Source organism: Actinocorallia aurea (assembly GCF_054783995.1).
The window spans coordinates 108118-134520 of sequence record NZ_BAAGPQ010000030.1; the positions used below are offsets into that span (position 1 = coordinate 108118).

The following is a 26403-nucleotide window of genomic DNA, read 5'->3' on the forward strand; positions in this document are numbered from 1 at the left end:
CTGTGGGTGGTCACGAGAAGACGTCCCCGAGGCCGTTGGTGTGTTCACGGTGGAGGTTGGAGTCCGGCTTGGGCGGGCGTGCGCGGACGTGGTTGCGGTAGCCGTCGACGGCGGACGTCAGGACGGTGACCGGGGGGAAGGGCTGGCGGGTGTGGTCGAGGGCGTGGCGCAGTTCGGTTCCGGTGCATCCGTCGGCCAGGAAGCGTTCGAGCATGCCGACGAGCCCGGGGAAGCCGGTGGTGGGGCCGTTGCCGCGCTTGGGGTTGGGGATGCCGAGGTCCTTGCATCGCTCCCACCAGGCCGTCGCGATCGCGGAGGCTTCCTCGTAGCGTGCTTGCTCCTGCGGGGTGCGCTGCTTCGTCTGGCGGGTCTTGCGCGGTCGGCGCGCGGGCTCGCCGGGCGGAGCCGTCGCCTTTCCATTCGTCTCGTTCTCCTTCGTCTTGTTCTCTTTCGTATAGTTCCTGCCCCCTCCAGCGGACTGGGCCCGTCCCTTGGAGGGGGCCACCCTGGTCCCCTGGAAGGGACTACCCCCTTCCCCTGGAGGGGACTGGGGGGTGTCCGCTGGAAGGGACTGGGGTCGGGAGGCGTACCACTCGGGCAGGGTGGCGGGGCTGGCCGCGTCGTCGGGCGGTAGCTCGTGGACGACGTAGAGGTTGCCGGAGCGTCCGCCGTCGGGCCGGTAGCGCGGGTGGACGTCGATGGCGCCGAGTTCGACAAGCTCGTCGATGTACCGGTCGACCGAGGATGTCTTGGCGAATCCGAGGAGCTTGGCGAGGGAGGAGCGGGACGGCCAGACGCCGCGGCGGCCGTCGACGACGTTCACGTGCGCGGCGAGCATGGCGTACAGGAGGCGGGCCTGGACGGTGGCGGGGGAGACCAGGACCCAGTCGGCGACTTGGGTGAAGGGGGCTCGGCGGCCGCGGACGATCTCGTCTTCGCTCATCGGGTGGCCGCCGGGGATGCTGGGGTCGGCGCAGTGGAGCGCTCGGGGGTACGCATAGTCGGCGGACTGTAGGGAGGCCGATCGTTTTGTGTCCTGACCGCTGCCGTTAACGCGCAGGGTTGCATGGCTTTCGGTCTCACTTTGGTCTCGCCAAGCGTGCGGGCGTCCCACTACCCTGCTCCGGAACGCGGGGGAGGCCCCCGCACTGCCGAAGGAACCCCCCGTGCTCGACGTGTCTTCTGCGCTCTCCCAGATCCGGCGTCCGGCATCGCGCCTGCTGATCCGGGCGACGGAGACGGTCTTGGGCGCGGTCCTGGGCGGCGACGTGACGATCGTGCACCACCCGGAGGAGAAGGCGGAGGCGGACGCGGAGCAGCCGACGCGGACGTTCGAGGAGGAGCGCGCGACGGTCGCGTGGCTGGCGGCGGCGTTCATGCTGGCGGAGTACGTGGCGCTGGCGGTGACGCCGACGGCGCATAAGCATCTCGAGCCGGGCGACCTGCTGAAGATGGGGTCGCGGGTGAAGCTGCTGTGGGGTCAGCTCGACGCCATGGCGATCGCGGCGGAGCGGATCCTGTTCGGCACCGGGTGGGAGGCGATCGGCCGGTCACGCGGCCTGTCGGCGGACGTCGCGGAGAAACGCTACGAGCCGGTGGTGCAGCAGATCGCCGCCGGGGAGCCGACGGTGTACTGGTCGGAGGGACTCCGGCTGCCGGGGGTGCCGTCGTTGGCGCTTCCCGTCGGTGCCGAGGCGTTGGCCGCCCTGGTTGAGCGGGGGCGCCGGCGGCTGCGGTAGCCGATGTGGTTGGGGCCCTGCTTCGCCTCGGGTAGTGGCGGGAGCGCGGGCCCCAACGTTCGGTTTCCGGGTGGGGCCGCACGGGGGTGCAGCAGAGACATCGAGGGTAGGGATCTCTCCCCGTACGGCCCCGACCGGATGTCTACGACGGTAGAGACCAGCGGTTAGCTTCCGGTCAATACGTCACCGGTGCCTCGCGGTGCGCGCGGTCAATTTCTGGTCAATGCGGGTTGTTTGCGCAGGTCAGACTTTTTGTGCGCTTCGTCCAATTATTTTCGGACAAGATCTTGGCGCTGGGATGTCGCGGCCGTCGCTATGCCCGTAAGGTGCCTAGTCGGGCACGCCCATTGGGCATTTCGGGCACCGGGGGCCGGGGCAAGGAGGCGGGAGAAGCACGTGGAGTTCAAGCTCCTGGAGGGCCGGGTCGAGGATGAGCAGGGCAAGCAGCTCAGGCTCACCCCTCAGCAGTTCAGCGCCGTGGTGGCGCTGGCTGTTACTGATGGCCGTGCGGTCCCTGCGGCGCGGCTCACGGAGCTGCTGTGGGACGACGCCGGCGACCGAGGCCGGTCGGGCAATCTAAAGTCCTTGATCACCAACCTGCGGGGCGTGCTAGGCGCTGATCGGGTCGTGCACGAGAACGGCGGGTACAGGCTCGTCGTCCACAACTACGACTTCGTCGACCTGCTGGCGTTCCGGGCCGTCGTCACCCGAGCCGAGGAACTGACGCAGACCGACCCGCACACTGCGGCCGCGCTGTACTCCCACGCCGCGTTGGAGATGTGGGACGGGATGCCGTTGCCGAACCTGGCGGCCACGACGGCGATGGACGCGATGTCCGCCCGCCTGGTGAACGAGATGACGTACGCGGTGGAACGGATGGCGGCCGCGCTGCTGGCGGTCGGCCGGTATCAAGAGCTGACGCTGGTGCTGCCGGAGCTGATCGACCGGTATCCGCACCGCGAGAACCTCGTCAAGTCGCTCATGTGGGCGCTGTACATGGCGGGCCGCAAGGAGGAGGCGCTGCACGTCTTCAAGCGGCGCGATGAAGCGGCCCATGAGACCACCGGGGTGGGGCCGGGGCCGGTTCTGACGCGGTTGAACGAGCAGATCGAGAAGAACGATCCGGCGCTGGAATTGGAGCCGGCGCCGATGCTGCCGGGCGACCAGGAGATGTTCGCTCTCGGGTTCACCGACCCGACGCCGTACCCGGGCGCCATGACGAACTACATGGCGGCCGGCTCGGACAACCGGTTCATCGACCGGGCCGCCACGCTGATCGTGCTCGCGGTCGCGCCGGAGGTGGCGAAGCTGTCGGTGGAGGGCAACGAGGTCGTCGCGCGTATGGTCGCGCACCTGGCGGGGCTGGGCTGCACGCAGTACCTCGACATCGGCGGGCCGATCCCGTCGGTACGCACCAGCCTGCACCGGGTCCTGTCGATCGCCGCGCCGGGCTCGAAGGTCGTGCACGCGACGGGCAAGCCCGCGCTCGTCGAGCTGTTCAACCGGCGGCTGGCGAACGTGGAAGGCGCGGTGGCGGTGCAGGGCGACCTGACGACGCCGGACGCGATCTTCGACCACCCGTCGACGCGCAGCATGCTGGACCTGTCGCAGCCTGTGGCACTGGTCTGCCAGGACGAGGCGAACTACACGCCGGACGCGCGCGAGCGGCTCCGCGACATCATGCGGCGGCTCGCACCGGGCAGTTATCTGGTGCTGACGTCGTCGACCATCGACGGCATGACCAGCCTGGTGCGGGCCCAGCTCAACCGGATCTACTCCGACCCGGATGCGCCCCAGCTCATTCTGCGGACCCGCGAGGAGTGCGAGGCGATGCACGACGGCATGGAGATGGTCGTGCCCATGGCGTTCTACACCGAGGTGCTCCAGGTGCAGGAGTCTCCGCCGCGGCTCGGCCAGTTCCGCGCCTACGCCGCGGTGTCCCGCAAGGCGTAGGCGCGGCGGAACGGCCTCCGGTCAGCCCCAGGTGACCGGGAGGGCGGTGAGGCCGCGGACCGTCACGGCTGATTTGCGGGGCAGCGCGGCGGGGTCGCCGACGATCCGCAGGTTCGGTAGCGCGTCGGCCAGGGCGAGGATTCCTTCCTGGATCTCGGCGGGCGCGAGGAACTGGCCTGGGCAGATGTGGGCGCCCCAGCCGAAGCCGACGTGCCGGTTCGGTGTGCGGTCGGGGTCGAACTTCTCGGGCTCGGGGAACTGGGCGGGGTCGAGGTTCGCGGCGCCGCTGGAGGTGATGACGACGTCGCCGGCCTTGATGTGGGCGCCGCCGAACTCGACGTCGGCGACGGCGACCCGGGGGACTTCGTCGACGCCGGCCGGGAAGACGCGCAGGCCTTCGGTGACGAGTCGGGCGATGTTGTCGGGCCGCTCGATCACCTCGCGCTGCCACATGCCGGGCGTGGACAGCAGGTGGTGTACCAGGCTTGCCAGGACGGTCGCGGTGGTCTCCCATCCGGCGACGACGAGGCTGGCGGCGAGGAAGATCAGGCGGGTCTCGGAGACGTCGACGGCGTCGTCGCCGTTGACCATGTCGGATAGGAGCACGGTCGGGTCGGGGTTGGCCCGGTAGTGGGCGACGAGCCCGCCGACGTAGCCGAACATCGCCTCCGCCGCGGCGGCGGCTTCCTCCTGGCGGTGCTCGGTCGTCGACAGGAACCCGTCGGACCAGGTCGCGAACTGGTGGGCGTCTTCGGCCGGGACGCCCAAGATCTTGCTGATGGTGCCGAGCGTCAGGGGCAGGGCGTAGTCGGTGATGAGGTCCGCAGTTGTGCCGGAGGCGGCGAGCTGGGCGGCGAGGTCGCGGGCGGTCTTGCGGATCATCGGGCGGAGCAGTTCCACTTTGGGGGCGGCCAGGGCCCGTGCGGCGGGGCCGCGGACCTTGAGGTGTTCATCGCCGTCCAGTCCCAACACCCAGTTGTCGTCGACTGGCACGTAGCCGGGCACGTCCACGGCGGCGCGCCGGGAGAAGACTGCCTGGTTGCGCAGTACTTCGGTGACGCGCTCATAGGTGAGGACGAGCCAGGCAGGGCCTGCAGCGGTGTGGGTGATGGGGATGACGGGGGCGCCGTCGGCGAGAAGCTCGCTGTACTTGGGCTCTGCTCTCAGATGGGGGCAGCCGTCGGTGTGGAACGGGTAAGGCGTGGGGGAAGTCACAGCCGGGGGTCCTTCCTTAGCGGACGCCGACGGTCCCGCCTTCCGGGGGAAGGTCGGGAGTGGTGTCGGTGGCCTGGAATGGCCCCTCGTGTCCCTGCTGCGAGCCCCACCTTAGAGCCCTTCTGACCTGCGCACAATGCCCCAAATGTGATCTATCGCGAGCATCCTTCACGTATGCCCGCGCTGATGGAAAGAGCCTTGCGTTAAGGCGGTCCGCCGGCCCCGGGGCGGGCAGGTCGAGGGATACCAGAGAAGGCCCCCGCGGCGTCGCGGGGGCCTCCGAGGTGGTGCGGTCGGTCGTCGGCCCGCTATGAGGCGTTAGATCCACCTGCGGAGGGAGGTTTTGATATCGCAACTACCCCCCGGCGGCTTGTTTCAGCAGGTCACACCCTGCACAACACGGCGATGTGGTGGGCGAGGGTCGCGCGGACGGTCTCGGCCAGCGCCTCCTCGTGCCGCATCACGACCTTCATGACGGCGGCCCGGTCGGTGGTGGTGAAGTTGCCGGGGCCTGCGGCGGTCAGCAGGACGCGGCCGAAGATGGGCGTGTCCAGGCCGTGCTCCTCGTGCGTGATGAGGGAGGCGATCGGGTTCGTGGTGCATGCCTCCTCGCCGCGGTCGGGGAAGATCCGGGCTTCGACGTCGAACCACATCAGCACGCGCAGGGGGCCGAAGGCCATCGTGAAGTCCAGGAAGTCGATCTGGCGGCAGCGCAGGTGCTCGCGCGTCCACGTGTCCTGCCCTCCGCCAGTGGGGAGCGTGACGGGGGTGATGGTCCTGTCCGGCTGGATCAGGATCGAGGCAGCGCTCATGGTGGTGTTTCCTCCTGTCAGGCTCGGGTGTCTCAAACCCGAACAGGAAAATCATATCATGCTTGGGCGTCTTGAGCTGGGGTTACGCCAGTTCGATGCCTCCGTCGGACAGCAGGAGGAACCGGCCGGGGCAGCCGAACAGGACGATGGGCGAGGCGGCCGGGCTCATGCCGCGCGGGACGATCCAGCCGTGGTCCTGCGCCCACTCCCGGTTGCGCTCGATCTCGCCGTGGCAGCCGGTCGTGCCGCTTCCGCACACGGTGATGAGGTTCGCGGGGCTGTTGATGGCGGGGTCGCTGCTGCCGCCCATGCCGCGCGGGAGCCGGTGGTGGATGTTGTGCGGGCGGCGGGTGATGTCGAGGCCGCACACGACGCAGGCGTGGCCGTCTCGGGCGAGGACCAGGGCGCGGGTGTCGGGGGAGGGGCCGGTGGAGCGACGTGCCCGGGCGGGCTCGGTCCGCTTGGGGGCGGGAAGGCGCGGGGCGCGGGACAGGCCGGCGCGGGAGCGGGAGAGGCCTCCGCGGGCGAGGCCGGCGGACCGGTTGAGGCGGCTGCTGCGCTTCACGGGGTGACCCCCGTCCCGGCGAGGTTCATCTCGGCGCGCAGGTTGGAGGCGAGGGTGCGGGCGGCGTCCAGGTGGGCGTGGGCGGCGCGGATCGCCTCGCGGCAGGTGGTGTGCCGGTAGGTGAGGACGTCGAGTTCGTGTTCGGCGTCGGCCGCCTCGATGGTGGCCAGGGCTCGGCGGGCGTCGACCGTGCCGCCTTCGGCCTTGAGGAACGCGCGGGCCTGGGCGAGCTTGAAGGTCTTCTTGGCGTCGGCGCAGGCCTCACCGAGATTCTGGTACTCGGCGACGAGCTCGTCGAGGCGCTTCCCGATGTCGATGATACGTCGGCCGATGGCTTCTGGATGCACAGCGCACTCCCTGGTGAGCGGGGGTGCGGTGGGCGGGTGGTGCGGGCCCGGCGGGGCGGCCGGGCCCGGGTCGCGGATCTACAGGGTGCGGAGGTGGCGGAGCACGGCGCGGTTGTGGCGGGCGTCGTGAAGGGCGTGGTGGTGGCCGTAGGCCTGCTCCGGGAGCGTGGCCTTGGCGTCCAGCCGCTCGATCTCCTGGGCGAGTTCGTGGCTGTACCAGGGCACGCCGTCGGGGACGTGGATGAGCCGTCCCCACAGCTGGGTGAGGGCGATGAAGTCGTGGGCGCCGTAGTAGGCCCACAGGGCGGGCTCGGGCGTCGCCTGGATGAACGCGGCGACCTCCCGGGCGATGACGGCGCGCGGCTTCACGTCCGGGTGGCCGGTGTCGAGGCGGAGGCGGGGCGAGTGCCCGCCATCGACGACGTCGCCCGGGGCGGGCGCGGCCAGGGGGAGGTGCGGCACCACGTTCTTCATGAGCCAGTCGTGCCGCGTGATCTGGGGCCACAGGGGCTGCTCGGCGGCCTCGGCGGCGACGGCGTAGTACTCGGCGCCGTCGTCGGCGGCGATCGCGATGGAGATGAGGTGGACGCGTTCGCCGTCGTCGAGGAACTCGGTGTCGTAGGAGAGGTCCATGGTGTGCCTTCCGGGGGTCAGCGGTGCGGGCGGGCGGGGGGAGGGGCGGGCTTCCAGGGCAGGGCGTTGACGGCGCTCAGGGGGATCTCCCGGATGTCGACGTACTTGCCGTAGTGGAAGCGGATGAGTCCGGCGCGCTGGGGGAGCGGCGTGTAGATGGGGTGCTCGTAGTTGTTGCGGCCGCTTGGGAGGGTCTTGCCGTCTGCTTTCATGCGGGCGAGGTCGACGGTGACGCGGTACAGCTTGGGCTCACTCATCGGGGATCCCTTCGGGCAGGTGGAGTTCGAGGCCGGGGAGGCCGAGGACGTCGCGGAGCGCGTCGGTGAGGGCCTGGAGCATGGCGGGCTGGGCCTGCGGGTCGGCGAGGGCGGCGGAGACGACCTCGTCGACGTCGTCGGCGAGCGTCATGGTGGGGGAATTGCCGGTCTGGTGGACGGTGATGCCGGGGATGGTCTCGCCGGTGTCGCTGACGGGCGCGCCCTTGGCCTTGCAGTCGTCCAGGAGCCAGTGCAGCGACATCTTGTGGAGGCGGCGGACTTCCACGGTCTCGACCATGTCGGGCCGGTTGTCCTCCGCCCACTTCAGGAGCTTGCCCCAGTCGTGGACCTCGGCTGTGACGGACTCGCGCGGCATGTTGAAGCGGCCGACGACGCGGCCCGCGACGACGGCGGGCACCCGCCCGTCGGGGAGCATGGAGCGGTGGGCGAGGAGGTTCTCGGCCTCGCGGGCGGCCTGGGCTCCTCGGGTGAGGAACGCCAGGACGCCCGCGCGCGCCGCGACCGCGTTGGGGTTGATCGATGAGTCGAACATGTTCTATGAGGCCCTGGCTTCCTGGGGGGTGCGGTGGTGGGTGAGGCGGGCGTGCAGTTCCCGAAGGGCGTCGTCGAGGGTGGTCGGCTGTCCGTCGAGGGTGAAGACGGCGCCGCCGAGCCCCTTCTTGTGGGCGCGGTCGCGGGCGGAGGCCACCTGAGCGGGCCGGATGCCTTCGAGGGTTCCGGTGAACGGGTCCCAGATGTCGCGCCAGGTGGGGAGAGGGGTACCGCTCGACAGGTCGGCGGCGAGCTTTTCGCCCAGCTCCACGGGTGCCTTGGCGAAGTGCTCTCCAGGAGCGGCGGCGCTGATTCCCGCGTAGACCTTCCGGACGGTCAGGGCGTGTGTCTCGTCGAGGTCGGCCACGACGTGGAAGTGCTGTTCGGTGCCGGTGATGAAGTCGCCTCTGGTGCCGGTGCGGACGCGGCTGGTCACGCCCTGGTCGTCGCGGACTTCGGAGGTGACGGGCTTGAGGTCCAGCGTCATGACGAGGTGGCTGGCCATGGTGCACAGCATGGTGACGATGGCGTTCTGGATGTCGCCGACCGCGTTCCAGCCCTTCTTGTCCACGATCGAGCGGACGCCGCCGTTCCCGGAGTAGAACGCGGATCCGTTGTCGATGATGACGACGTCGAACTCTTCGGCGGCGGCGGCGGCGAGCGCGCTGCGCAGGTGGCCGGGCCGGAAGGTCGGGAGGGTCATCAGCGTGAAGTCGTAGTCCTTGGCGAGGTAGGCGCTGTGGCCGTTCTGGGTGTCGATGACGCCGACGGTGCCGCTGCGGGCGAGGCCTTGCGCGATCTGGTGGGCGGCGGTGGTGCGGCCGTGGCCGGACTCGCCGCGGATCATGATGCGCGCGGGCTCGGCCGGAAGGAACGGCCTTTTGAACTTGAAAAACTCGTCCACGGAATCCTCCTGACCCCTGGTGGGGGTCGAGCAGATGATTGGGGACGCCGACGGCTTGCGTCTCATGAGGGGTCGCGTGCTCCGGTCGTCGTCATCCGGGGTCTCATTCCCGAACATGTAAATCATATCGCATATGGACATCCGGTGTGGGTGGGGGGCCGCGTAGACTGCGGAGCTGCCGGGGGGTTGAGAACCCCCGCAAGGACAGGAGGATCACCGCTGTGGACATGCGTGAACTGCCGTCGGTGCTGGTGCCCGACGACGAGCTCGATCCCGCCGCACGGGCGATCGTGGAGGAGCTCCACGACGCTGACCCCGACACCTTGGACGATGCGGTCCTGGACTGGGTATCGAGCGAGCCGGAGGAAGGCGAGGACGTCGCGTTCTTCTCCCAGCGGCTCGCGCCGGCCGCTTTGGAGGCGATGGACCGGATCGTCCAGGGCTACCAGGACGAGATCAAGGCGATCGACGCGCCGAGCACGATCGTGGATCCGCGCAGGAAGGCGGCGGCGATCGCCCGGATCGAGGCGTTTCAGGCCGAGAGCGCCAAGGTGACCCGGTTCCGCAAGCCTCTGCGGGCCGCGGCCCGCGAGACGGCGCGCAGGCCTTCGCCCGAGAGCCGCCGCAGCCGGATCGGCGCTGCGCTGGCGCAGTCCCTCCCCGTGGAGGCGATCGTGGCGGGCAATCTGATCGACTCGGGGCTGACGGTCGCCCAGACCGCGAAGGCTCTGCAGTTGATGCGCGACGGGGTGGAGCAGAAGGAGGCGGTGGAGCGCGCCCGCGGCTTGGACCAGGAGGCTAAGCAGCGCAAGGCGCGGGCTCGGCTGGAGGCGGCGGCGCCGCGGCCGCGGCCTCGGGACGCGCGCCGGGACCGTCTCGTCGAGGCCGGCCTGTCGCCGAAGGAAGCGCGGGAGGCTGCGCGGATCATGGCCGAGGAGCAGGTGCAGGAGCCTGCGGCGGTGGCGCGGATCGTGGCGGGGCGGCCGGGCGAGCAGCGGCCGGGGCGGCTGCGCCCGCGCGGGCCGCGCGCCTGATCATCTGCTCGGAACGACGAAGGGCCGCCCTGGTGGGCGGCCCTTCGTGACGTTTCAGGGCGGTCCTCCGCCGCGGGCGTTGTGCCGGCGCCGTCAGTGCAATTGAGTTGCTCTGACGCAGGCAGGGACGCGCCTCACCGGGACGGAAGGGAACACCAACTTAACCGGTGTGTGACCGCGGAGGACCACCTAGTAAGCCAAGCGTACGGCATCTCGGAAGCGTGATGCCGCACTTGGGTGGCCGCCGGTCACGGTGGGGTGTTCTCCGGGGCTGGGCTGACCTGTGAGTACGGGGCGGGGGCGGCCGGCGGAATCGGCGTTTCGATGGCCGGAGACGGACGGACGGCTAGGACGACGGCCGCGGCGATGATCGCGGCGCAGAGGTAGAGGGCGGTGACTCTCCAGTCCGACAGCCAGGTGGTCATTTTCTGCGCCGTCGCTCGTCCGCGCCGGTCGCGACCGGCAGGCCGAGCAAGGTGACGCCCGGCACCACCAGGTCCACCCGGGGCGGGGAGTGGTACAGCCCCCAGCCGATCAGGACTACTCCCGTGGTGAAGACGGCGAGGTCCCTGATCGTTGAAAATCCGCTCAGTGGCCACCATGACCTCCTTGTGTGGCGGCGTCGACGGCGGTCGGGCGGTTGCGGCTTGCCTGCCATGGGGTTCTCCTCCCACCCGTCGCTGGTGCGCCTGTCTGATGTGGACGAGGGCGCACGGTACGGGCCTGCCGTGTGTTGTGTCGCTGGGGGCGGGTCAGATCTGCCAGGCGCGGACAAGCGCGACGGTGACGGGGCCGGTCCCGTAGGTGCGGCGGGCCTGCCACAGGATGGGGGAGGAGGTGCCGGGTGCCCAGGTGTCGGGCATGGCGATGCGGCAACGGACCATCGTCGCGGTGCCAGCCTCGGCGGTGACGGCCGGGCCTTGGGCGGCGAGGTCGGGGGCTGCCAGCCGGAGTTCGGCGACGGTGTCGCCGTCGATCTCGGCCCACAGGTCGGCCCACAGGACGCCCGCTTGGGTGCGGGGGACCGGGTTGCCGCCGAGGGACTGCCATCCGTCGGCCGCGCCGAGCGGGACCCCGGCTCCCCACGTCGACAGGGACACCGCGGCGGGGCCGGACGCCGACTCCAGGCGGGCGATGCGTTGCAGCGCGGTGCGGAGTTTCGCCGACAGGTCCGGGCCTGCGGGTGTGGTGCGGGATTGCATCTCAGCCGCCCGGGACGGGTTTGACGGTCATGTTGCCGTAGTGGATCTGGAAGGTGCCGCCGGTATCGTCGACGTACAGCTGGGGGACGATCTGGTAGCCGACGCCGGGCGTGAGGCCCTGGACGGGGGCGACGCTGCTTGCACGGATCCGGTTGGTGGAGTAGGCGACGAGCGCGAACCGGTTCTTCTTGGCCTCGTTCCACGCGCCGAATCCTTCGACGCGGAAGCAGACCGCGACGTGGTTGCCGTTGGGGTTGTTGCCGGCGGCGAAGTTGCGGGCGAGGCCAGCGTGGATGAGGACGTCGACGGAACCGCTGGGCGGCGCCGTGAAGTACATGGCCGGCCAGGAGTTCACGACGATCGAGTTGAAGTCGATCCACATGCCCCAGTTGATGTTGAGGACCTCGGTGAAGTCGGCCATCTGGTCCTGCGACAGCGCGCGGAACCCTGCAACGGCGTCGACGCGTTCGGCGAGGTTCCTGACCGTGACGTCCGCGCCGACGAACGGTGTCCCGGCATCTGGGTAGGGGATGCCGAGCCTCGTATTTCCCATGTCCGCCCCCGTGCTGTTGCGTCCCGAACGTCGGGAATCTCGCAGATTGGGGCCGCTTACGTCGCCAGGGCCTGCGCGGCCTCTGGGCGAAGACCTCACGCGCTACAGGCTGAGGCTGGCAGAGTGCTCGGCATGACGGGCATCGACCTCCCCTGGAAACGGGCGCTGAATCGGCTAACCGAGCGTTACCCGCGGCTAAGGCGTCAGCCTCATTACCGAGTCGTCTCCGCGATCGCGAGTTCTCCCAAGGTCGAGGCGTGGCGGGATTGGGCTGTGACCTGGCGCGGCGACGACGTCAGGGGCGAGGTTCTTCCGCTGGCGTCCAAGGACGACGCCCTGGACGCCCTCGAACTCCTCGCGGTCCTGCGCCGCGCGCTGGACAACGACGAACGGCTGCTGATCGATCTGGCCCGGGGGCGGGGAGCGACCTGGCGTGAGGTCGCCAGGGTCCTGGAGGTCTCTTCACCTGAGAAGGCGAGCCAGCGGCGCAAGCGGCTCGGGGACAAGTCCCCAGACTCCCAGCACCTCGACCCCGACCGCGCCGCCGTCCTCTACGGCTTCGGTGAACGGCCTACCAGCGGCCGATGATGTCGGCCATGGTGAGGTTGTACTTCTCGACGCCGGCGTCGGCGTCGACGGACACCTCGATGCCGGTGGCGCGCAGCCAGCCGTCCCAGCCGGGGTCGCCGTTGGCCTGGGGTGGGAAGCCGCGGTCGGTGATGCGGGCGCGGAAGTCGTCGCCGACGGCGATGTCGCCGAGTTCCAAGCCCTTTTGCGCCAAGACGGTGAAACTGCTGGTGATGAGGGGGCCGACGGAGGCGGCGGCGGAGGCGTCGGCGCGGGCTTGGAGCTCAGCGGTGTCGGCGACGCCGTCGAATGTCAGATGCTGCTCGACCAGCGGGAAGCCCGCGTCGAGGAGGTAGGCGTGCTCTGCTTGGGCGGCGAGGACGGCGCCGCCTTCAGCTTGGGAGGTGGCCCAGGTGCGCACGGCGAAGCCGGCGCCTTCGGACCAGGTGTAGTCGACGACGTTGGAGGCTTCGGGCGCCGTCCGGTTGTACTCCAGGACGGGGGAGCCGGGGTGCTGGCCGCGGCCGATGCGGGGGTGGCCGGTGTGGAGGAGGACTTCGGGGCGGCCGTCGGCGCGGCGGCCGGGCCGCTGCATGAACTCGATGCCGCTGGTGCGCTCGGTGAGTTCGGTCAGGACGCGGGCGGCGGCGGTGAAGTCCCACTTGTTCCAGGTGACGTTCGCCGGGGGTGAGTCGGCGTCGATCTCGGCGACGCGCATCCACAGGTCGTCGTCGGGAGTCTGGAACAGCTCCAGCAGGAAGGCGGCGAGTTCGCGGATGGGCAGGGTGAGGCCGCCTTCGGGGGTCGACGGCAGGAACCTGGAGGCGAGGAGTTCGAGCGGCTCGACCGCTTTGAAGCTGAGGAAGCGGGAGCTGGAGGAGCGGTCGCGGGGCTCGCGGATGATGCCGCACCAGGCCTGCGCCTGGTTGCGCTGGACGGCGACCATGGAGCGCCAGGGGATGGTCGCGTCCAGGACGCGGCGCGGGTCGACGCCGTCGGCGTCCAGGGGGATCTGCCCGGACAGGTTGCCGGAGCCGTTGAGCTTCTGGGAGAAGCCGCACTTCGACACTGGCAGCGTGTCCATGAGTTCGCCGGTGCCGCGGTCGTAGAAGTTGAACTGCCAGTCGGCCATCAGGCCACCCAGACCGACATCTCACCAACGGTGAACTCGAGGAGCGGGTTGGCGGATCCGGCGGATGCCTCGGGGGCGGCTCGGGTGGTGATGGTGTGCTGGCCTGCGGTGGGCGGGTTGTAGATGGAGGCGACGGTGTACAGGTAGTGGCGGGTGGGGTCGACTTCGAGGTCGCCGCCCCAGTTCTTGAGGGTGCGGGGGACGGCCATGCACCGCTGGAAGCGGGAGTCGATCTCGCCGCCGTCGATCATGTGCTTGATCCAGACGGCGCCGCATCGGGTCGCGCGCATCTCCACCTGGGTGAGGACGACGAGGCGGCGGGTGGTGGGGACGTTCGTCGGCCATGTGAACGTCGTCGACATGCCGGGCATGTTGGCGGCGGCGTTGTTGATGTCGACCATGGCGAGTTGGGCGCCGGGGTAGCCCTGGTAGGTGTGGGCGGCGCCGAGGACGCCGTAGCCGAAGGTGAGGCCGTCGTCGAAGACGCGGCGGGCGCGGCCATCGTTGCCTACGACTTGGAGGGCGTTGAGATCGGTGCGGAAGATGCCTTGGCCGGTGTGGGTGGAGGAGGGTGCGCCGTTGGAGGGCAGGATGCCGCCGGCGCCGACGGTGAGGGGGCGCATGTCGACGATCTCGCCGACGCTGTTGGAGCCTGCGGGGATGAGGGCGGTGGCCAGTGGCAGCATCGACGGGCCGGCCGCGGGCGCGGTGGGGGACACGGCCGGGGTGCCGGGGATCGCGATGATGTCCCAGTCGGTCGTGGTGTCGATGGAGTCGATGGAGTCGTAGACGCGCAGGGCGATGAGGTCGCGCCGGTTCAGGGACGGGTGTGAGGCGACTAGGGGGATGTCGTAGTCGCCGTCGTTGGTGCACGCGACGATGCCGCCGACGACGGAGGCGACGTTCACCCAGGCGCGGCCTGCCGCAGCGCGCACCCACATGTCGGCGGTCGGCCTGGCTGTGATCTTGAATGATCGGTTCTCGCCTGCCGGGATGACTCCTTGGCGGGCCGAGACGGTGTGGCGGTTGTGCTCCGAGGCGATGCCTGCGGCGCTGTGGAGCCGCTCGGCGCGGGCGCTGTAGTCGCCGCCGCCTTGCAGGTGGGTCGCTGGTTTGACGAGCGTCACGGTGCCCCCCGGTGTTGTGGCTGCCGGGGAAAGGTACGGACGCCGCCTGGTTTGTGTCCCGCGTCAGTACCAGGCGGGTGCGGCGAGCATGCGCAGGCGGGCGGCAGGTTCGGGGTCGAGGCCTCCGGGGGAGGTGCCGGGCGCGCCTCCGAACAGGATCTCGTTCAGGCCTGGGACGAGCAGGAACCAGGCGGAGCCGTCGACGAGGGTGTTGGCGCGCGATGACTGGCCGTTGAGCAGGACGGAGCCGTTGCCGAGGTCGACGTCTAGGTAGGACGTCCAGTCGAGTTCGAGGTCAAAGGTGAGGGTGCGGCCGGACTGCAGGTGGCCGATGGATGGGCGGATGATCGGCCCGTGGATGGTGAATTTGGCGGGGGTGCGGTCGAAGTCGCCGGCCTGGGGGAAGAAGATGCGGCCGCTGCTGCCCGGGTCGTAGGCGGTGGTCTGGAACCGGTAGGGGAAGGTCCGGCTGAAGGTGTAGCCCTCGATGGGGCCGCGGTAGGGGAGTCCGGCTTCGGAGGGGACGGGGGCGCCGTAGCGGCGGGGGTCGGCGGCGGTGAGGGGGAGCGTCCAGGTGAACGCGACCGACCCGTCGTCCTTGATGTCGATCTTGTCGGTGAGGCGGACGTCGGCGTAGCGGGTCATGTGGGCTTCGGCGACGGACAGGGCGGTGAGGTCGCGGACGGACACGGCGGCCTTGGCGCGGTCCTTGGCGCGCAGCATGGCCTCTCTGGAGGGGGCGACGCAGTGGCCGGACAGGGTGATCGAGCGGGAGCCCCAGGCGCCGGGCGCGGACCAGGCGCCGTCGCCGAGCGTCTTGTCCTCGTAGGTGGCGCGCACCGACGCCGAGGAGGACCAGCCGTCTTCGTCCTCGACGATCCAGGCGCAGCCTTCGTCGTCGAGGACGTTGAGGCCCCAGGTGGTTCCGGCGGCGTTGGTGAGGCTGTAGGTGGGGGTTGCGATCGCGACGGGCATCAGATTTCGCCTCCCAGCTTGCGCCGCACGATGTCGGCGATGTCCTCTTCGGAGTGGTGGGGGAGGGCGTAGACGTTGATGGTGATGGGGCGGCCGTCGGGGGCGACGGCGTTGACGGCAACGGGGCTGGCGCCGCGGCGGGACTGGTAGACGGTTCCGGCGTTGAGGGCGGCGACGGCCTCTCCGCCGCCGAGCCGGTCGACGGCCTCAGGGGTGAGGACCCATTCGTCTTTGCCGGTCTGGTTGGAGATGAGGGACAGGCCGGGCTTGAGTGGGCCGCCGTTGTCGTACAGGCCGTGCCGGATCGGCTGTGAGGGCATCTTGGACAGCGCCCAGGAGGCCGCTCGCGGCCCGCCGAGGTCGGCGAGGAGGTTTGCCCCGGCGGCGAGGATGTTGGGGCCTGTGCGGCGCAGGAACGCCGCGGTGTTGTCGGCGGCGGAGACGACGGCGCGGACCGTGCGGGTGCCGGCCGACAGGGCGAGTTCGGTTCCGGCGGGCCACCAGGGGGCGACGAGTGCGTTGCCGCCGATGCCTAGGCTTTCGACGGCGGCGCGGCCGGTGCGGGCGAAGCCTCCGGCTGTGTCGGGGGAGATGCGGTAGTGGTCGGGGCCGACGACGCCGCCTTCGGCGTAGGCGGGGCGGGTGAGGACGACGCCGCTGCGGTTGCGGGAGACGCGCTGGACTGCGGTGGAGTGGTTGCCTTCGATGGTGGTGATGCCGCCGCTGCCTCCCTGCTCGACGAGGCCGATGTGGTAGGCGGTGCCGCCGGAGGTCAGGAAGGCGAGGTCGCCGGGGCGGGCGGGGCCGGTGGTGATCTCGCGGCCCTTCGCGCGCATGGCGGCGAGGTGGGAGGGGGTGTAAGAGAAGCGGCCGACGGCGTCGGTGGTCTTGGCCTTGTCGGCGACCCAGGAGATGAACATGTCGCACCAGGCGGCGGGGTTGATGCCGTACCAGCGGCCGTATTTGGTGTTGTCCGAACCGGCGGGCTCTTCGCCCTGGCCGAGTTCGCCGCGGGCGACGCGGATCATGCCGGCGGAGTTGCCGACGATGTCGTCTTCCTTGTCGACGAGCCAGTCGAGGAAGTCTCGGACGATCTTGACGGGGATGTTGCCGATGAGGCGGCCGAACGCGGTTCCCGACAGCTCGGACTGGATGGCGTCGACGACGGGGTTGAGGAAGTCGGCGGCCGCGTTGCGCAGCCCGTCGGGGAACAGATCCTTGACCTGGTCGCCGATCCACGACAGGCCGTCGCCGACGATGCCGCCCAGGCCGAACCGCATGCCGCCCGCTGCGACGAACTGGCGGACGCCGCTGACGCCGCCGGAGACCGCGGCGCCGTTGAGCCCGTGGACGAAGCGGGAGCCGAGCGCGGCCGGGATCTCCGGGCGCAGCCATGCCTCGCCGGGGGAGACGGCGGCGAGCATCGTGTCGCGGCCGGGGCTGTAGCCGGGCAGGACCCCGTACTGCCCGGGCCCGACGACGCCGCCTTCCGCGAATTGTGGAATTTTGATTTCGGGTAGCTTGTGGTCGGAGCCGACAAGGCCCGCAATTTCGTTCCACAGCCACCGGACGGTTTTGTTGTATCCGACGTCGAGCATGATCTGCACGGGGACCCGGATGACGTTTCCGATGAGCTTCAGCGCGTCTTGGACGCCGCCCGGTAGTTTCTTGAAGACGTCGACGAGTTTGTCGCGCCATTCGCCGAACAGGTCGACGAGCTTGCCCCACAGTTCCTGGCCGAGGTCGTACAGGTCTGCGCCGAGGTCGATGAAGACTTGTGAGAACTCGGCGAGTTTTTCGCGCATGGCCCGGACGAGCTTTGCGGACCCGATGGCGAACGCCTCTTTGAGTTTCTCCCAGATTCTGTCGATGATGCCGGGCGCTTCCCGTCCCCATTCAACGAGTTGATCGGCGATATACGCAAACAATTTTGGCGAATTTACGACCGCCCGCACCACCCAATCGAAAATCTTGAAGGGCAGGGTGAGGCAGAATTCCATGATCTCGGGGATGATAGCGACGAGTTCTGTGAGGACCCACGCCCAGATTTTGATGCCGGTGGCGAGCGCTTTCAGGAACAGCCCGGGAATGGCCGTGACGAGTTCCAGGATCAGCGACGGCAGTTCGGTGATGATCGTCGCCGCGAGGTCCGGCAGTACCTGTGTGACGAGGAAGACCAGCCCGCGCAGCAGGGCGGCGCCGGCGTTGCCCAGAAGGCTCGGGAGCCGCGCGACGGCGTCGGAGATGAACCCGCCGATGGACGATGCCAGATCGCCCGCTCCGGCGGCCATGGCGCGCAGCCGGTCGGGGAGCTGCGTGATCTGGTCGCCGATCCAGCCGACGACGGTCTGGACGAGGCCGGTCGCTCCGCGCAGGAGCGCGCCGACGCGGCCGGGCAGGGCGGCGGCCTGCTCCATGAGGAACGCGGGGATCGTCTCGGTGAAGAAGCGGCCGATGGCACCCCACCACTCGCCGCCGGTGATGACGCCGAGGATGCCGCCGATGGCGGCACCGATCGCCGCGCCCAGTCCGGTGCCGATCGGGCCGAGGAGGCTGCCGATGATGCCGCCGATGGTCGCGCCGATGCCCGCGCCCTTGAGGCCCGTGCCGACGGCGTCGCGGGCGCCGCCCTGGTCGTCGTCGATCAGGCCGCCCAGGAGCATGCCGATAAGGCCGATCCCCGCGCCCTTGACGGCCGCCAGGACGATGCCGGGGATGCGGGGCAGCACCTGGAATTGCAGCCAGTCGGCGATGCCCGCGAGGACGGCCACGGGGGTCGGGAAGCGGGTGAGGATCGCCGTCACCAGGTTGGTCTTGAGGCCGGCCAGCAGGGTCACGATCCAGCCGCCGAACGCGGGGATCTTCGCCAGCAGCGACAGCGGGGCGACCAGGAGGCCGAGGACTTTCGCGGCGAGGCCGAGGCCCGCGCCGGCAACGCCGAGCGTGGTAACGGCGACCAGGACCGGGATCGTGCCCGGCATCTGGATGAGCTTGTCCAGGGCGCCGACGATCGCGTCGAGGATGTCGAAGAAGACGAACAGGGTGTCGCCGCCGGTGGCCTCTCCGAGATGACCGAACAGCTCGATCACGCCGCCCAGCGACTCGCCGATGCGGCCGAGAAGCTCGCGGGCCCCGTCGAAGAACTTCGTCAGCCGGGCCTGCGTGGCTTCGTCTTCGGCCCAGGCGCGGAAGGCGGCGGCGCCGTCCTCCATGGAGGCGAGCATCTCGGTGCCGGCCTCGCCGCTGCCGACGGCCGCCGACCCGATGGCGATGATGCCCATCGTGAGGTCGCGCAGCGTGTTCTTGAGGCTGATGGTGGTGTCGGCGGCGCCTTCAAGGAAGCTCTGGAACCGGTTGAAGCCGGGCTCGGAGCGCAGGTAGGCGTCGCCGGCGGCGGTGAGCTCCTCCACCCAGGCCGAGAACGCCTCGACGAGGGGGCCCGCGGCGAGCATGATCGACCGGAGCATCGACAGGACGTTGACGGCGGCGGCCCCGAACCGCTCCAGGGCGGCGTTGTTGGTGTCGAACACCTCCGCCATGTCGGTGTTGAACTGGTCGTCTGCCAGGAGGTCGCCGAGGTCTTCGGCCACTCCGCCGATGACGTCGGCGGTGCCGACGAGCGCGGTCTCCAGGGTGTCGAGGAACGGCAGGCCCTTTTCCACGGCGGCCTGGATGTGGGGAAGCAGCGCGTCCTGGATGGCGCGCCGCAGATCGGTCAGCCGCGGCATGAGAGTGCCGGCGATGAACTCGGCGAAGGCGCGCCCGGCGGGGGTGAGGTTCGCCATCGCGTCTGCGAGCTGCGTCTGGGCGGCGGACTGCTGAGTGGCGGCCGCGGCGGCGGCCTCCTGCGCCTTCTGGAGCTGCTCCTGGGAGTCTTTAAGTTGATCTTGGGATGCCTTGAGCTGCTCGTTGGCGGCCTTGACCTGCTCGGCGCCGTCCTTGCGGACGTCGTTGAGCGCCTCCTGAGCTTCCTGGATGAGCTGGGCGGCGTCCTTCTTCGCCTCCGCGACGGCCTCTTCTGCCTCCGCGATGGCGGCGGCGCCCTCTTTGCGGGCTTCGGTGATGGCGGCCTGGGCGTCGGCGATGGCCTGCGCGCCGTCGGCTTGGGCCCGGGCGATGGCCTCTTCGGAGTCGCGGAGCGCCTCGTTGGCGTCGCGCAGGCGGCGTTTGGCGGCCTCGACGGAGTCCGACCCTTCGACGCCTTCGGCGTCGGCGCGGGCCTGGTCCTCCCGTAGGTCTCCGAGCCGCTCCTTGGATTCCTCCAGCCTCTGGAGGGCTTGCCGGTAGGCGAGGTCGGCTTCGCGTTTGTCGAGGTCTGTAGAGGTGACTGAGTCGTTGACGGAGGACAGGCGTTGGCGGGCACGCTCGACGGCGAGCGCGGCGCCCTCTTCGTCCAAGGACGCCCCCGACAGGGACAGCTTGAGGTCTTCCAGCCGCTCGACCGCGGCTCGCCGCGCTTCGTTGAGGCCTTCCTGGGCGAGCTGGGCGGACTCGGCGGCGCGGGCGTTGGTGCGCTCGGCGGCCGCGTACCGCTCGGCCGCGGCTTCCTGCACGTCGGCGAGCCGGGCGGTCGCGGCCGTGATGCGCTCCTGGACGGCCTCCCGGATCTCGGCCGCCCGCTCGGTGACCTGGGCGATCCGCTCGTGGGCGGCGTCGAAGGCGTCGGCGACCCGCTGTTCGGCGTCCTGGATCCGCTCGGCGACGGCCTCGACGACGTCGGCGAGCCGCTCTCGGGCCTTGCGGACCATGGCCGTGGCGGCGTCGACGTTCTCCGCTGCCTGTTCGACCGCTTGGGCGGCCTGTTCGACCGCCTGGGCGTGGGCTTGGGCGTCGGCACCTGAGGCCTTCTCGGCGGCGCCGAGAGCGGACACGGCCTCGCTGACGCCCTTGAACCCGGCGATGAGTACGCCGATGCCCTGGGCGGCCATCGTGGCGAGGCCGGGCAGCGCGGCCAGGACGCCGACGGACTGGGCGGCCGCCGCGCCGACGGCGAACAGGGCACCGCCTAGGTTGATAGCGGCACCGGCCAGGAGGGTGATGCCGCCCGCCATCATCGGGAGCGTGCCGAGCTTCGTCAGCAGCGTCGACACGCCGCTGAGCGCGTTGCCTCCGAGGTTCAGGGACAGGCCTCCGCCGCCGGCGAGGCCGCCCAACGCGCCGCGGATGCCGTCGGCGAGGCGTCGGGCCCGGTCGAGGCCGTCGGTGTCGACGTCGAGGCTGACGCGGCGGTCGCGCGTCAGCTCCTGGAGGCGGGCCTGTGCGGCGGCGGTGTCGACGGCGACGTCGAGCACGACGGTGGCGCGCAGCCCGGCGACGGCGGCACGGATCCTTGCCTGGATCTCGCGTTGGGCCTGGGCTTGGTCGACCTCGATCTGGAGGCGGATGCGCTCCTGCTGGGCGATCTGCCGGGCCGCCGCGCGGGCCTCGACCGCGAGCCGCCGGGTGTCGATCTCGGTCTGGATGCGGGCGCGCACGTTCGCCAGCTCGGCGTCGATGCGCCGTTGCAGGCCGGTGCGCAGGCCGGAGACGTCAGCCTCGACATCGAGCCTGATCCGGCCAGCGTCCACCTCGTCAGCCACGCCATCCCCCGATAGGCCCCGGCAGCAGGTCGGGGCGGAACCTAGGAGGTAGTGGGCGTTAAGGTCGCGCCGCCGCAGGAGGTTTTGATATTGAAACCTTCTGCGGCGGGCCTGTTGCCGCTGGTCAGCGTGTGGTTGCCTGGAGGTGGTCGATGGCGGACGCGTACGCGTTGGCCGGGGGGCTGGTCGTGGTGGAGCGGTCGCGGACCCAGTCGGGCCGCGGCACCTCGCGCGGCTCTTTGATGCGGTGGTCGGAGGCGAGGATCGAGACGAGTTCGACGGCCTGGGCGAGGAGCTCCCGCTCGGTCGTCCACTCGCCCTCTGCGAGCTGGCGGGCCCGCACCCGCGCGGAGGTGCGGACGAGCGCGTCCTTGGGCAGGCGTTCGATCAGGTCGCCTAGTATCCGTAGGCCGCGGCCGCGGTGGGGGCGGGGGGCGGCTCGAACGGCTCCTGGCCGAGCGCGGCCGCCGGGGGGATCACCGAGCCCAGCGACGCCGGAAGGCCTCCCACCGGCGGGCTGCCCGCCGTCCAGGTGCCCGCCGGGCCCACGGTGAGCGTCGGGGCCTGCGCCGCTGCCTGCGGGTCGCCCACAGCAGGAGCCGGAGCAGCAGTCGAAGAAGTCGGGGAGGGAAAGCTGGTAGTGATGCTGGAAGTCGGCGTGGAGGTCGTCCCACCGGTGCTTGAGGGTTTCGAGAACGAGAGGGACTTTCCCAAGGCCTCCCCGTGCCACCACCAGATGGTCTTCACGACCTCGATGTAGTCCTGGAGGGACGGCTTCTCGGCTTCCAGGCCGGCCATGCCGTCCTCGCCGAGGATGCCGGTGCCGATCTGGCGGGCGATCCTGATGAGGTCGATCGGGAGGTTCGGCCGCATCATCAGCAGTTCGATGATGGAGCCGATGAGTTCCCCGGTCTGGTCCTTCTTCTCCTTCTTGGTGTCGTCGTCGCCGGCGTTGACGCGCTCGACGGCCAGCGTCACGACCTGCCGGATCGTGTAGGCGATCTCTTGGTCGAGTTCCAGGAGCGGGGCGAGCGCGGCCGCGGGGAACTCGGGCTGGAGGACGGCGAAGATCCGGTCGGGGTCGAAGTACAGCGGGAGGGTGTCGCCGCGGGCTTCGCCCAGGCGGGTCGCGGCTTCGCTGCGGCGGCGGGCGCGGGCGGCGCCGAGGTTGCCGCGGGTGGGCTGGGTCATCGTGGTCTCCCCATGTCGACGGTACGGCGGGGAAACGTAGACGGCCGGAACCGTTTAGGTCTCGCGGGCATGGGTGAGGGCCGCCGCCCGCGTTGGGGCGGCGGCCTGGGTCAGGCCGCGCAGGGGGTCAGTCCTCTTCGGGCGGCGCCATCAGAGAGTCGTCGGAGAAGTCGTACCAGGGACTGACGAGGTCGCCGCCGAGGATTTTCAGGCGGAGAGCCAGCGTGGATTCCTTGGTCTTCGACCAGTCCTGCTCGACGCCTTCGTTCTGCATGCAGCGGGGGATCATGCGGCGCCAGTGGCGGGAGCCGTCGGCGATCTCGATGCAGGCCGCGACCTCGCCGCGGCCGCCGACGCTGGGCGGCGTGTACTGGTAGTAGGCGGGCGGCCCCGCCACCGTGGTGATGGTGCCGCCGCCGAACGCCGCGATGTAGTTGCGGGCGTTCCACTCCTGAAGGTCGACCTCGCAGGAGCCCGCGTCCTCGGTCTGCCAGGTGCGGGTCGGCCAATCCGACTGGTGCGACTTGGACTCGGAGAACTTCGGGTCGGTCTTGAACTTGAGGCTCTCGGGCGTGAACAGGCCGACGTTCCACCAGCCTGCCGGCATGGCGACGGTCGGGCCGGCGGGTGCGACGGTGCCGACCGGCGCGAGCCAGACCCGCGCCATCTGCGGGACGAAAATTCCAGACATGCGGCAGCCCCCGGGCGTCCTCGGGGGTGATGGACATGACGGGCGAAAACGTAGAGGGCGGGCACCGGTAACGTCTCCCGGCCCGCGGGCAGGTGCGTCGACTGGGAAAGCTTTTGATATCGAAAGCAAGCGCAGCCGGGTGGATTCCCCTGTGTAGAGCGATAATCGCGGGCATGGAGCTGGAGCGCGAGGACGACGGAAACGCCCTACTCGACGCCGATCTGGCCGAGGAGGACGCTGTCGTGCGGCGGCGGGTGTGCCTGACGACGGGCAACCTGACGCGGGTGCAGGCCGAGACGGTGGAGCGGTGGGTGGCGCGCCTGGCTGAGGACCGGCCGCTTCCCGGGGTGGAGAAGAAGGGCCCCGGGCTCCGGCAGGCAGGGTTGGATGACCGGCCGCGGGCTTCGCTGTCGAACGTCCTGGCCGCGGCCGTCATCGAGTTCCTGGACACGGAACCGTCGGGGACGGACATCGCGGTGTTCTCCGCGCGCCTGCGGAAACGGCGCGGCCGCCAGGACGGGCCTGACTTCCGGCCTCGCCAGTTCCATCTGTGGTCGGAGGACGCGGCCGTCTACGAGCGGGCCGCGTTCGAGGCGCCGCGGGCGCTGGAGGCGTTCCGGCGGGAGCTTCGGGACCGGGCGCGCGCGGCGTTCCCCGGTGAGCAGCCGGAAGCCGTCGGCAGGCGGAACCAGCACCTGTACTGGCTGCTGGGGCAGGAGGGGATCCCGTTGGACGCGTTCGGCCCCGACCCGCTGAACAGTCCCGCGTGCCGCGTCCCGTCGGGTGTGGTCGCAAGGATGGCGATCGAGCGGTGGTCGCGCAGGAAGGTCGACATCGTCATCGGGGAGGCCGTCAACTACGCCGAGCGGAGGCTGTGGCAGCCGCATAGGGCGCGCCGCGATATCCGGCAGGACCTCGCCGACGGGCTGCGGAAGCGCGGCCGCCGCTAGTTCGGCGGGTGGGCGGAGACGCGGACGGTGCCGATGTAGCGGCCTTGGCCGGTCGGCTCGGGGATCCAGCCGCCGCCGCGGACGGAGCGGACGTTCGTGATGACGGGCGCGTCCGGCGGGCGCGGCTCGTCGGGCAGGGTGCGCAGGGCGCGGAGCGCGGTGTAGAGGATGGTGCGGAGTTCGCCGCGGCCCGGCTTGCCGGACAGGTCTGCGAGCACTTCGAGCTGGATGTCGGCGTGGAGGAGCCAGGTGAGGTCGCCGTCGTCGCCGCCGGTGTGGGTGAGGCGGATGCACGGGTAGGGCGGTTTGTTGAGGGCGGACACGCGGCCAGGCCCGCCGAGGCGGGCGGTGAGGGCCGCGTGCCCGTTGAGGTAGGTGATGATGCGCGGCAGCGGGTCCGCGTCGACCAGGACGTCGTCGGGCAGCTCTGCCGGCACCGGTCAGCCTTCTTACTTCTGCGGAGCCGTCGGCGGCGTGGCGGGCTTGGCAGGCTTGGGCGGGGCCGTGGAGAACAGGTTCGTGATGGCGGTGCCGTCGGACGGGTCGACGCCGGCGACGAGTCCGGCCTGGACGAGCCGCATCACCTGCCCGGTGGGGACGACGACGACTTCGCCGGGCTGGTAGCGGCGGACGGGTTGGGCGCCGACGTTCGCGGCGGCCTCCGGGCTGAGCGGGTGGGCGAGCGGGATCGTCTTCGTGGTGAGTTCGCCGACCATGGGTTCCTCCGCGTTCCGGGACGGTACTGACGGATCGGAGGATGCACGGCCGAAGCGGCTTACGTCCCGGTGTCGGCCTGCGGTGCGGACTAGTCGATGGCGTGCAGGAACAGGGGGTTGCGAAGCCGCGCCATGGTGTGCTCGTAGGAGGCAGGGTGGATTGGGACGACGGCGGACCCCTCTCTCACCTCATTGCGGCGTAGCCATGCCTTCACCGCCGGGTCATCCATGGAGCCGATGACGCGCCTGATGGATCCGTCCATCGGCTTGCCGTAGGGGTCGAGGAGGACGATGCCGTCGATGTGGAGGGGGACGGTCCAGCCGTCGATGAGCGCGGCGGAGATCTCGGCCTGGTAGAGGACTACGTCGTTGCCTCGGATTTCTGTCTGGAGCTCGATGTCCAGGTTGACGACGTCGTACTCCACCACGCACGTGATGGTCTGCCCGTCCGGCCGCGGTGTTCCGACTCCGCTCGGGAGGCCGCAAGCCTCCGCGAACAGGTCGCGCCCTTCGATCCGCCGAAGCACCTTGTCCGAGATGTACTCGGTGACGACTTCATGGTGCAGCTTCGCACGGTGGGGTTCGATCGACCCTTTCGGGCCCTCGCCGACCAGGCTGCGGACGAGGTCTTCGATGCTCCGAACGAGTCGGACTCTGCCGGTCAGGCCGCGCTCGTCGAGGTCCGCGAGAAGGTCCGGGTGCATCTCCTCGCGGGCCCAGAAGTCGCCGTCGTTGCTGACGAGCACGACCTCTTCGTCGGGGTGTTCAGCTGCCTGCTCAAGGGCTGTGAACCACAGCAGGGTGTCGCGGAAGCCTTCGCCCTTAGAGTTGAAGGGCCGGATGCGGGCCGCGGCACGGTGGACATAGGTGAGGGTCGGGATCTCGGCTGGCTCTATGAAGTCCGCCCCCATGGCGGCGAGTGTCTCGCGCAGCGTGCGCTCGTAGCGCTCGGCTACCTCGAACATCAGACTGACCTCGTCGTGGGGCAGGTCTGAGAACAGCATGCTGTGGTCCTTGGTCCAGGAGTTCCACGCTCCCTGAGCCTCCCGTACTCGTCTCTCGTATCCGGCTACGGCCTCGACGACGACGGAGTTCGGGACGGTGAGGCTGATGTTCCACTTTTCAGCGCCGAGGGCGAGCAGCGTCCACGGCAGGGTGCTGCACAGGGGGGATTTGATGATGATGTTGGCGTCGGGGATCACGATCACGCGTTGAATTCTCTCAGGCACTCCCTTCGGTTCGTAGGGGTTTTTGCGGTGTGGCCCTGCCAGACCGGGAGCAGTGCACGTGCGTCTTCCGACCTCGGGGGCAAGCGGTCGATGGGCTCCGCAGCCGCCCTGCTTATGTCGTCGGCGGCTCGTCGTATTCGGCGTCGACGAGGATGCGGCGGGCGTACACGGTGAGGGTGACGAGGACACATTCGCCGCCGTCGAAGGTGACTTCGTGGATGCGGACCGGAGAGTCGTAGGGGGTGAGGATCGACTGGCCGTTCAGGCGGACATCCGACGGCACGATCACCTCCTCCGAGAGGTCACCGGTCGGGCGGCCGCGCCGCTTCTGAATGATCTCGATGATGGCGCCGCGGGGCTCGGACGGGTCGGGTTTGGCTTCTAGGGTTCTGGCAGAACCGGTGTCCTCGGTGTGAGTGCTCATGGCGGTGATGGTGTCGGCCCGCTGCTGCTTCGGTCCAGGTCTCTCGGTTCTGGCAG

Annotated in this window: 28 protein-coding genes; 5 read left to right on the forward strand and 23 right to left on the reverse strand. The window is 70.1% G+C overall.

Annotated features, from left to right (window positions below; genetic code table 11):
• Positions 1 to 10: 10 nt before the first annotated feature.
• The gene (locus ACYVOM_RS34120; protein ID WP_460307710.1) at positions 11 to 943 is read right to left on the reverse strand and encodes a helix-turn-helix domain-containing protein; all 933 of its coding nucleotides are present in this window, start codon (positions 941 to 943) and stop codon (positions 11 to 13) included.
• A 223-nt stretch (positions 944 to 1166) separates the two neighbouring features.
• On the opposite strand from ACYVOM_RS34120, the gene ACYVOM_RS34125 reads away from it, so the two are divergent.
• Complete coding sequence (locus ACYVOM_RS34125; RefSeq protein ID WP_460307711.1) at positions 1167 to 1739, forward strand: hypothetical protein; 573 nt, start codon at positions 1167 to 1169, stop codon at positions 1737 to 1739.
• A gap of 396 nt (positions 1740 to 2135) precedes the next feature.
• Positions 2136 to 3692, forward strand: coding sequence for an SAM-dependent methyltransferase (locus tag ACYVOM_RS34130; RefSeq protein ID WP_460307712.1), 1557 nt, complete (start codon positions 2136 to 2138; stop codon positions 3690 to 3692).
• Positions 3693 to 3713: 21 nt separating this feature from the next.
• Here the strand turns inward: ACYVOM_RS34130 and ACYVOM_RS34135 are convergent, their stop codons facing one another.
• The 8 genes from ACYVOM_RS34135 to ACYVOM_RS34170 all read right to left on the reverse strand — a co-directional run bounded on the left by ACYVOM_RS34135 (position 3714) and on the right by ACYVOM_RS34170 (position 8977).
• A complete protein-coding gene (locus ACYVOM_RS34135) occupies positions 3714 to 4907 on the reverse strand; it encodes a cytochrome P450 (RefSeq protein ID WP_460307713.1) in 1194 nt (397 codons plus the stop codon).
• A gap of 383 nt (positions 4908 to 5290) precedes the next feature.
• Entirely contained in the window at positions 5291 to 5719 is a 429-nt protein-coding gene (locus ACYVOM_RS34140) for a hypothetical protein (protein ID WP_460307714.1), read from the reverse strand.
• A gap of 82 nt (positions 5720 to 5801) precedes the next feature.
• Entirely contained in the window at positions 5802 to 6284 is a 483-nt protein-coding gene (locus ACYVOM_RS34145; RefSeq protein WP_460307715.1) for an HNH endonuclease, read from the reverse strand.
• Positions 6281 to 6631 carry a hypothetical protein gene (locus ACYVOM_RS34150; protein ID WP_460307716.1) on the reverse strand — a complete coding sequence of 117 codons (351 nt, stop codon included), beginning with the start codon at positions 6629 to 6631 and terminating at the stop codon, positions 6281 to 6283. The genes ACYVOM_RS34145 and ACYVOM_RS34150 overlap by 4 nt, the downstream gene beginning before the upstream one ends.
• A gap of 78 nt (positions 6632 to 6709) precedes the next feature.
• Positions 6710 to 7264, reverse strand: coding sequence for a hypothetical protein (locus tag ACYVOM_RS34155; protein WP_460307717.1), 555 nt, complete (start codon positions 7262 to 7264; stop codon positions 6710 to 6712).
• 17 nt (positions 7265 to 7281) lie between these two features.
• Complete coding sequence (locus ACYVOM_RS34160) at positions 7282 to 7521, reverse strand: hypothetical protein (RefSeq protein WP_460307718.1); 240 nt, start codon at positions 7519 to 7521, stop codon at positions 7282 to 7284.
• The gene (locus ACYVOM_RS34165) at positions 7514 to 8074 is read right to left on the reverse strand and encodes a hypothetical protein (RefSeq protein ID WP_460307719.1); all 561 of its coding nucleotides are present in this window, start codon (positions 8072 to 8074) and stop codon (positions 7514 to 7516) included. The genes ACYVOM_RS34160 and ACYVOM_RS34165 overlap by 8 nt, the downstream gene beginning before the upstream one ends.
• A gap of 3 nt (positions 8075 to 8077) precedes the next feature.
• Positions 8078 to 8977: a DEAD/DEAH box helicase family protein gene (locus ACYVOM_RS34170; RefSeq protein ID WP_460307720.1), complete on the reverse strand. Its 900-nt coding sequence runs from the start codon at positions 8975 to 8977 to the stop codon at positions 8078 to 8080.
• Between the two features lie 221 nt (positions 8978 to 9198).
• Between ACYVOM_RS34170 and ACYVOM_RS34175 the strand changes: the two genes are divergently transcribed.
• A complete protein-coding gene (locus tag ACYVOM_RS34175) occupies positions 9199 to 10011 on the forward strand; it encodes a hypothetical protein (RefSeq protein ID WP_460307721.1) in 813 nt (270 codons plus the stop codon).
• A 421-nt stretch (positions 10012 to 10432) separates the two neighbouring features.
• On the opposite strand, the gene ACYVOM_RS34180 is transcribed toward ACYVOM_RS34175, so the two are convergent.
• The 3 genes from ACYVOM_RS34180 to ACYVOM_RS34190 form a co-directional block, all read right to left on the reverse strand.
• Positions 10433 to 10669, reverse strand: coding sequence for a hypothetical protein (locus ACYVOM_RS34180; RefSeq protein WP_460307722.1), 237 nt, complete (start codon positions 10667 to 10669; stop codon positions 10433 to 10435).
• A 94-nt stretch (positions 10670 to 10763) separates the two neighbouring features.
• Complete coding sequence (locus tag ACYVOM_RS34185; RefSeq protein WP_460307723.1) at positions 10764 to 11213, reverse strand: hypothetical protein; 450 nt, start codon at positions 11211 to 11213, stop codon at positions 10764 to 10766.
• A 1-nt stretch (position 11214) separates the two neighbouring features.
• Positions 11215 to 11766 carry a hypothetical protein gene (locus tag ACYVOM_RS34190; protein WP_460307724.1) on the reverse strand — a complete coding sequence of 184 codons (552 nt, stop codon included), beginning with the start codon at positions 11764 to 11766 and terminating at the stop codon, positions 11215 to 11217.
• Positions 11767 to 12039: 273 nt separating this feature from the next.
• On the opposite strand from ACYVOM_RS34190, the gene ACYVOM_RS34195 reads away from it, so the two are divergent.
• On the forward strand, positions 12040 to 12354 hold the full coding sequence (locus tag ACYVOM_RS34195) for a hypothetical protein (RefSeq protein WP_460307725.1): 315 nt from the start codon (positions 12040 to 12042) through the stop codon (positions 12352 to 12354).
• Here ACYVOM_RS34195 and ACYVOM_RS34200 read toward each other — a convergent pair.
• From ACYVOM_RS34200 to ACYVOM_RS34230, 7 genes are all read right to left on the reverse strand, one after another.
• Positions 12338 to 13465, reverse strand: coding sequence for a hypothetical protein (locus ACYVOM_RS34200; RefSeq protein ID WP_460307726.1), 1128 nt, complete (start codon positions 13463 to 13465; stop codon positions 12338 to 12340). The genes ACYVOM_RS34195 and ACYVOM_RS34200 overlap by 17 nt on opposite strands.
• Positions 13465 to 14592: a hypothetical protein gene (locus ACYVOM_RS34205; protein WP_460307727.1), complete on the reverse strand. Its 1128-nt coding sequence runs from the start codon at positions 14590 to 14592 to the stop codon at positions 13465 to 13467. Before ACYVOM_RS34205 ends, ACYVOM_RS34200 begins: the two co-directional genes overlap by 1 nt.
• Before the next feature lie 63 nt (positions 14593 to 14655).
• Positions 14656 to 15567: a phage distal tail protein gene (locus tag ACYVOM_RS34210; protein ID WP_460307728.1), complete on the reverse strand. Its 912-nt coding sequence runs from the start codon at positions 15565 to 15567 to the stop codon at positions 14656 to 14658.
• On the reverse strand, positions 15567 to 21146 hold the full coding sequence (locus tag ACYVOM_RS34215) for a hypothetical protein (protein ID WP_460307729.1): 5580 nt from the start codon (positions 21144 to 21146) through the stop codon (positions 15567 to 15569). Before ACYVOM_RS34215 ends, ACYVOM_RS34210 begins: the two co-directional genes overlap by 1 nt.
• 124 nt (positions 21147 to 21270) lie before the next feature.
• Positions 21271 to 21489, reverse strand: a complete 219-nt coding sequence (locus ACYVOM_RS34220; RefSeq protein ID WP_460307730.1) for a hypothetical protein — start codon at positions 21487 to 21489, stop codon at positions 21271 to 21273.
• A gap of 53 nt (positions 21490 to 21542) precedes the next feature.
• Positions 21543 to 22337, reverse strand: coding sequence for a hypothetical protein (locus ACYVOM_RS34225; protein ID WP_460307731.1), 795 nt, complete (start codon positions 22335 to 22337; stop codon positions 21543 to 21545).
• A gap of 127 nt (positions 22338 to 22464) precedes the next feature.
• Entirely contained in the window at positions 22465 to 23028 is a 564-nt protein-coding gene (locus tag ACYVOM_RS34230) for a phage tail tube protein (RefSeq protein WP_460307732.1), read from the reverse strand.
• Between the two features lie 173 nt (positions 23029 to 23201).
• Between ACYVOM_RS34230 and ACYVOM_RS34235 the strand changes: the two genes are divergently transcribed.
• Positions 23202 to 23978, forward strand: a complete 777-nt coding sequence (locus tag ACYVOM_RS34235; protein ID WP_460307733.1) for a hypothetical protein — start codon at positions 23202 to 23204, stop codon at positions 23976 to 23978.
• Here the strand turns inward: ACYVOM_RS34235 and ACYVOM_RS34240 are convergent.
• From ACYVOM_RS34240 to ACYVOM_RS34255, 4 genes are all read right to left on the reverse strand, one after another.
• On the reverse strand, positions 23975 to 24415 hold the full coding sequence (locus ACYVOM_RS34240; protein ID WP_460307734.1) for a hypothetical protein: 441 nt from the start codon (positions 24413 to 24415) through the stop codon (positions 23975 to 23977). The genes ACYVOM_RS34235 and ACYVOM_RS34240 overlap by 4 nt on opposite strands.
• 12 nt (positions 24416 to 24427) lie before the next feature.
• Entirely contained in the window at positions 24428 to 24694 is a 267-nt protein-coding gene (locus ACYVOM_RS34245) for a hypothetical protein (RefSeq protein ID WP_460307735.1), read from the reverse strand.
• Between the two features lie 89 nt (positions 24695 to 24783).
• Positions 24784 to 25902, reverse strand: a complete 1119-nt coding sequence (locus tag ACYVOM_RS34250; RefSeq protein ID WP_460307736.1) for a PIN domain-containing protein — start codon at positions 25900 to 25902, stop codon at positions 24784 to 24786.
• A 133-nt stretch (positions 25903 to 26035) separates the two neighbouring features.
• A partial coding sequence (locus tag ACYVOM_RS34255) for a hypothetical protein (protein WP_460307737.1) occupies positions 26036 to 26403 on the reverse strand: 368 nt, incomplete at its 5' end.

Excerpts from the sequence above, each read along its gene's own strand:
- ACYVOM_RS34120 (WP_460307710.1), bottom strand. The coding sequence starts at position 943 with ATGAGCGAAGACGAGATCGTCCGCGGCCGCCGAGCCCCCTTCACCCAA.
- ACYVOM_RS34140 (WP_460307714.1), bottom strand. The coding sequence starts at position 5,719 with ATGAGCGCTGCCTCGATCCTGATCCAGCCGGACAGGACCATCACCCCC.
- ACYVOM_RS34155 (WP_460307717.1), bottom strand. The coding sequence starts at position 7,264 with ATGGACCTCTCCTACGACACCGAGTTCCTCGACGACGGCGAACGCGTC.
- ACYVOM_RS34160 (WP_460307718.1), bottom strand. The coding sequence starts at position 7,521 with ATGAGTGAGCCCAAGCTGTACCGCGTCACCGTCGACCTCGCCCGCATG.
- ACYVOM_RS34165 (WP_460307719.1), bottom strand. The coding sequence starts at position 8,074 with ATGTTCGACTCATCGATCAACCCCAACGCGGTCGCGGCGCGCGCGGGC.
- ACYVOM_RS34180 (WP_460307722.1), bottom strand. The coding sequence starts at position 10,669 with ATGGCAGGCAAGCCGCAACCGCCCGACCGCCGTCGACGCCGCCACACA.
- ACYVOM_RS34185 (WP_460307723.1), bottom strand. The coding sequence starts at position 11,213 with ATGCAATCCCGCACCACACCCGCAGGCCCGGACCTGTCGGCGAAACTC.
- ACYVOM_RS34190 (WP_460307724.1), bottom strand. The coding sequence starts at position 11,766 with ATGGGAAATACGAGGCTCGGCATCCCCTACCCAGATGCCGGGACACCG.
- ACYVOM_RS34200 (WP_460307726.1), bottom strand. The coding sequence starts at position 13,465 with ATGGCCGACTGGCAGTTCAACTTCTACGACCGCGGCACCGGCGAACTC.
- ACYVOM_RS34210 (WP_460307728.1), bottom strand. The coding sequence starts at position 15,567 with ATGCCCGTCGCGATCGCAACCCCCACCTACAGCCTCACCAACGCCGCC.
- ACYVOM_RS34225 (WP_460307731.1), bottom strand. The coding sequence starts at position 22,337 with ATGACCCAGCCCACCCGCGGCAACCTCGGCGCCGCCCGCGCCCGCCGC.
- ACYVOM_RS34230 (WP_460307732.1), bottom strand. The coding sequence starts at position 23,028 with ATGTCTGGAATTTTCGTCCCGCAGATGGCGCGGGTCTGGCTCGCGCCG.
- ACYVOM_RS34235 (WP_460307733.1), top strand. The coding sequence starts at position 23,202 with ATGGAGCTGGAGCGCGAGGACGACGGAAACGCCCTACTCGACGCCGAT.
- ACYVOM_RS34245 (WP_460307735.1), bottom strand. The coding sequence starts at position 24,694 with ATGGTCGGCGAACTCACCACGAAGACGATCCCGCTCGCCCACCCGCTC.